Origin of the sequence: Bartonella sp. AA9NXGY (assembly GCF_042196845.1) — a bacterium.
In the GTDB taxonomy this organism is placed as follows: Bacteria; Pseudomonadota; Alphaproteobacteria; order Rhizobiales; family Rhizobiaceae; genus Bartonella.
In genome coordinates this window covers 1-4,848 of sequence record NZ_JBHIRB010000039.1, presented here as the reverse complement: position 1 = coordinate 4,848, position 4,848 = coordinate 1, and the positions used below count along the sequence as shown (strand labels likewise).

Genomic DNA, 4,848 nt, shown 5'->3' with positions numbered 1-4,848 from the left:
TGAATAATATAAAAAATTAGCAAAGGGGCTCCTGATAAACCAAGGTAAACGCGGCGGCTTATCTTTTTCTGTAAACCTACAACACACTGATTTATAATGATAATTCACTGTTTTGTATGTTGAATGAGAGTCTCGAATAACGTAAGATTCTCTCATTTCAAGTCTGTTTATATTGAATCAAACAAACCCATTTGCTTGCACGGCATAAGCGGGGCTGGCGTGTGGGTAAAACTGTATAAGAAAGGAATGAAAATGGTTCTTATGAATCGTCTTAACGCAAGGGCTGTCGCAACATTGGGAGCTGGCAAATATAATGATGGTGCCGGCTTGATCCTCCATAAGCGTAAAGATGGTGGTGCTCAATGGCTTTATCGTTATACCATTCACGGTCGGCGCCGTGAAATGGGCTTGGGCGCCTTAAGACATGTCTCTTTAAAAAAAGCCCGTGAATTGGCAAACCAATGGCGTGCTGTTTTACATGAGGGTCGTGACCCCATTAAAGAACGCGATAAACAAAAGCGTGAGGCAATGCGTAATCTTCATTATTTAAAAAACATTGCTTTAGATGCTTTTGAAAGCCGTAAAGCTGAATTAAAAAGAGATGGTAAAGCTTGTGATTGGTTTTTACCATTACGCCTTCATATTCTCCCTAAATTGGGCTGTCTGCCCGTTTCAGAGATTACACAAACAGAGATACGCAATACCCTTGCTCCTATCTGGCATACAAAAGCTGCAACAGCAGAGAAAGCACTAAATCGTCTTAATCTTTGTCTCAAACATGCGGCTGCATTAGGGTTAGATGTTGATTTACAAGCAACAGAAAAAGCACGCGCGCTCTTAGGTAAACAACGTCATAAAACCACTAATAGACCTGCAATGGATTGGAAAGATGTTCCCGCCTTTTATCAGTTACTCTGTAAAACACAAAACATAACACAACTGGCTTTGCGCTTGCTTATCCTGACAGGCGTTCGTACCAACCCTTTGCGTCATATTCGTGAAGATCAGATTGAAGATGATGTATGGACTATTCCTGCTGAGAATATGAAAGGTTTGCGTGACGCTACAACAGAATTTCGCGTACCTCTATCATCTGAAGCGCTAAAAGTGATTAAACAAGCCCGTTGTATTTCCAAAAGTAATTTCATTCTGTCTTTTTCCGGTCGTGCTCCCCTTGCTGAGAATTGTATGGCAAAATATATGAGAGACAATAAACTTGAAGCCTGCCCGCATGGTTTTCGTTCTAGTTTACGCAATTGGCTTGCTGAAACAACCGATGCTCCCTATGAGGTCGCTGAAACTATTCTAAGTCATACAGTTGGCGGCAAAGTAGAGCGTGCCTATCGTCGGACTGACTATTTAGAACAGCGCCGCGTTTATATGGATAAATGGGCGGCTTATGTCACGGGTCAATCTTAAGATATGGGGTGAATAACCCCATTATCTGTGGATAACTTTAGCTCTCTTTTCTCTCATTCTCTCTCAATAAGACTCATAACGTATCACATCAGAAATTGTATGATAAAATATTGTTTTATATAAATAAAACATCTTTCTAAATGAACCAAAATGTGGTTAATAAATAGTTATGATTTGTTACCATTTTTATAGTGAAAGGATTTTAATATGACAGAAAATGATATTCTTTTAACAGACCGTGAAAGTGCAAAATTGCTTCATATGAGTGTCTCAACTTTCCGCCGTCATGTGACCAATGGCTCTCTCCCAAAACCTTTAAAATTTGGTTTTTTGTCCCGTTGGTTACAATCGGATCTTATCAATGTCATCGAGCAAGCAAAACAGCAACGTTATAACGACGCGGCATAAAAAAAACCTTGTCACGTAAGGACGGACAAGGCTTTCTCAAACTCATCACCCTAGAGATAGCACAATCCGTCCTGTGACGCAACGTTATAGGATTTACAATGATGTGTTCTTTTAAGAATGCGCAAGGTATCACACGTGCCTTGCGCGGGGTTTGGCATGGGCGTTATGGAACAGCCCGTTGCCCTGCTCATGATGATAGGCTGCCTAGTTTATCTATTTCTAATGGAAATGATGGGCGTCTTTTACTCTATTGTTATGCTGGCTGCTCTTTTAGAGAGATCATACAAGCGCTTATTAGAATTGGATTGCTTGGAAAACAAGCTTATGATCAGACGCTCTCTTTCTCAAAACAGTTTTGTGCTGATCTCAAACAAGCAAAAAGGAAAGCAGAAAGAGCAAAAGCAATTTGGCAACAAAGCCAACCAATCAAAAATACTTTAGCAGAAACCTATTTACGTATGCGGGATATTACATGTGATTTGCCTACAGATTTACGCTTTTACGACAAATGTCTACACCCCTCTGGGGGTACATTGCCCGCGTTGGTTGCTCTTGTTAAGGGGGCTGGTTCCTTTGCCATTCATAGAACCTTTTTAAAAGACAATGGCTGCAAAACAGATCAGAAACCAGCAAAAGCCATGTTGGGATCTGTAACGGGTGGTGGGGTGCATTTAAGCCAAGCCAATCCAAAACATCTGGTTATTTGTGAAGGCATTGAAACGGGGCTGTCTCTGCTGTCTGGGTTGTTATCAGAGCCCGTTGATTTATGGGCGTCCCTTTCAACCCTATGAAAATGCAAAATAGATATAAAATATCTATTCTAATAGTACCTATTGAAGAAACAGTAAAAATACATTACATTAGAACTACTTTGTAACACATTAAGTGGTCGTAAAATGGCTGAGACAACATTTACCTTTCGCGTCGATGATGTATTAAAAAATGAATTTTCCAAAGCAGCAAAGGCGTGTGATAGATCTGGTGCACAATTATTGCGCGATTATATGCGCGATATCGTAAAAGAACAAAAAGAAAAAAGTGCATACGATTTATGGTTTCGGGAACAAGTTCAATTAGGGATAAACTCTGCTAATGCAGGTGATATAATATCTTCTGAAGAAATCGAAGCAGAAGCAAAGGAATGGCGCCTAAAAACACAAAGTAAACTCGATAGATCAACTTTATGAAGCTAATTTGGACACAAGTAGCACACGTTGACCGCAAAAAGATACGTGAATACATATCACAAGATAATCCTTCCGCTGCCTTAAAGTTTGATCAACTTTTATCTGAAAAAGTAGAAAAACTTGTTAAATTTCCTACCCTTGGTCGTTTAGGACGAATTGTAAATACACGTGAACTTATTGTACATCCAAATTATATCATGATTTATGATATTTCAAATGGCGTTGTGCGTATTTTACGTGTGCTCCATACAAAGAAAAAATTTCCTTAATCAACTGTATTTTTATTTATTTTGTAATTGAAGAAAATTATTTTCTACAATACTGCGCTCCGTATCAGTAAGTAATGATAGATTACTATTTTTATAATATTGCGAATATGATTGCATAATTACTTTGCACACCGCTTAGTTTCTACTCGTAAAAATAATGATGATACTCTTGGTAAATGACGTTTTATCGTCAATGATGTGACCGTTGAAAAGCTTGGGGAACTCTTAAAAGAAAACCCCCGTGGTCTCTTAATGGTGCGTGATGAATTGGCTGGCTTTTTAGCCAATCTAGAAAGAAAGGAATATCAATCAGACCGCGCCTTTTATTTAACAGCTTTTAATGGCGATGATCAATTTACTTATGACCGTATAGAGCGTGGAACCATTTTTATCCCTTATGTCACTTTATCCATGATTGGAGGCATTCAACCTTCACGCATTATTCCGCTCATTCAAGCCATACACCGTGGAATAAACGATGACGGTTTATTGCAACGCTTTCAAATGATTGTCTGGCCCGATGACAATAAAGAGTGGCAATTGGTTGATAAACCGCCCAATCAAGAGGTCTGGCAAAAGTATGAAGGGGTATTTCGCTCTTTTCGTGATAAACGCTTAGGTTCTCCCGAACAACCACTGATCATGCGTTTTTCTGCTGAAGCACAAGTGAAGTTTTATGAATGGTTCGAGCATCTTCATAAAGAGGCAAAAGGAGGTAGTTACTCAGAAAGCTTACAATCGCATCTTTTAAAAATGCCAAAGACCATAGCAAGTCTTGCGTTGATTTTTGAACTTCTTGACACTGGTCGTTTAGAAATTGGACTCTATGCCATCACAACAGCGTTGCGTTGGACAAGTTATCTGTTAAGTCATGCCAAAAGACTTTATGCGGCGGGGGATACATTAACAGCAGAGCGTGCAAAATTAATTGTCGAGCGTTGTGATTGTTTACCCGATGTTTTTATAGCAAGGGATGTTTATAAACGTGATTGGAAATATTTAACAGACAATCAAACCGTTAAGCAAGCTTTAGAGCTTTTATGTCGTTGTAACTATATTCGTGAAATCTCTGGAGAGAATAACTCCCAAGGCGGTCGACCTACCATACGTTATGAATGGCACCCTTTAGTGAAAAGTCATAAGACATCACACTGAGGCAATTTGGAAATCTTATAAAACATTAAACAATATAACAGTGAACCTTTAAAGCACTCCCCATCATTAGTTTTGGGGGGGTATGGGGGTTTTGGGGGGTCTTTTTACCCCCCCCCTTTATATATTTTTTTAGTCAAAAATAAAAGTTATTATATTTCAATAAGTTAATCTTTTAAATAAACAACCTATATTAAACATAACACATAAATACAATTTTTAATATATATCTAAGAGGGTTTTGTAGGTGTTTTGGGGGGGTTAAAAACAGACAAAACCTATCAAAATACTCATTCTGATATTTTAAAGAACGTAGTACATTTATCTTGATGAATACGTGAAATGAATAGCAAATTTCACTACTTTGCTGATCTTATTCCATGTCATGGGCTGTTGATAAGCAGCCTTAAAGA

General features: G+C 38.5%; 4 protein-coding genes and 2 pseudogenes. All 6 read left to right on the top strand.

What is annotated here, in order from left to right:
* Window positions 1-252 precede the first annotated feature (252 nt).
* Window positions 253-1,419, top strand: a complete 1,167-nt coding sequence (locus tag ACFIM6_RS09375; protein ID WP_375612608.1) for a tyrosine-type recombinase/integrase — start codon at window positions 253-255, stop codon at window positions 1,417-1,419.
* A gap of 207 nt (window positions 1,420-1,626) precedes the next feature.
* Window positions 1,627-1,827: an AlpA family transcriptional regulator gene (locus tag ACFIM6_RS09370; RefSeq protein WP_004860538.1), complete on the top strand. Its 201-nt coding sequence runs from the start codon at window positions 1,627-1,629 to the stop codon at window positions 1,825-1,827.
* A 98-nt stretch (window positions 1,828-1,925) separates the two neighbouring features.
* A pseudogene (locus tag ACFIM6_RS09365) lies at window positions 1,926-2,612 on the top strand (virulence-associated protein E); the annotation flags it as partial.
* A 111-nt stretch (window positions 2,613-2,723) separates the two neighbouring features.
* Window positions 2,724-3,014, top strand: a complete 291-nt coding sequence (locus tag ACFIM6_RS09360) for a CopG family ribbon-helix-helix protein (protein ID WP_375612607.1) — start codon at window positions 2,724-2,726, stop codon at window positions 3,012-3,014.
* Window positions 3,011-3,283: a type II toxin-antitoxin system RelE/ParE family toxin gene (locus tag ACFIM6_RS09355; protein WP_375610964.1), complete on the top strand. Its 273-nt coding sequence runs from the start codon at window positions 3,011-3,013 to the stop codon at window positions 3,281-3,283. The genes ACFIM6_RS09360 and ACFIM6_RS09355 overlap by 4 nt, the downstream gene beginning before the upstream one ends.
* A 180-nt stretch (window positions 3,284-3,463) precedes the next feature.
* Window positions 3,464-4,438 (top strand): annotated as a pseudogene (locus ACFIM6_RS09350) (DUF3987 domain-containing protein); the annotation flags it as partial.
* Between the last annotated feature and the right edge of the window lie 410 nt (window positions 4,439-4,848).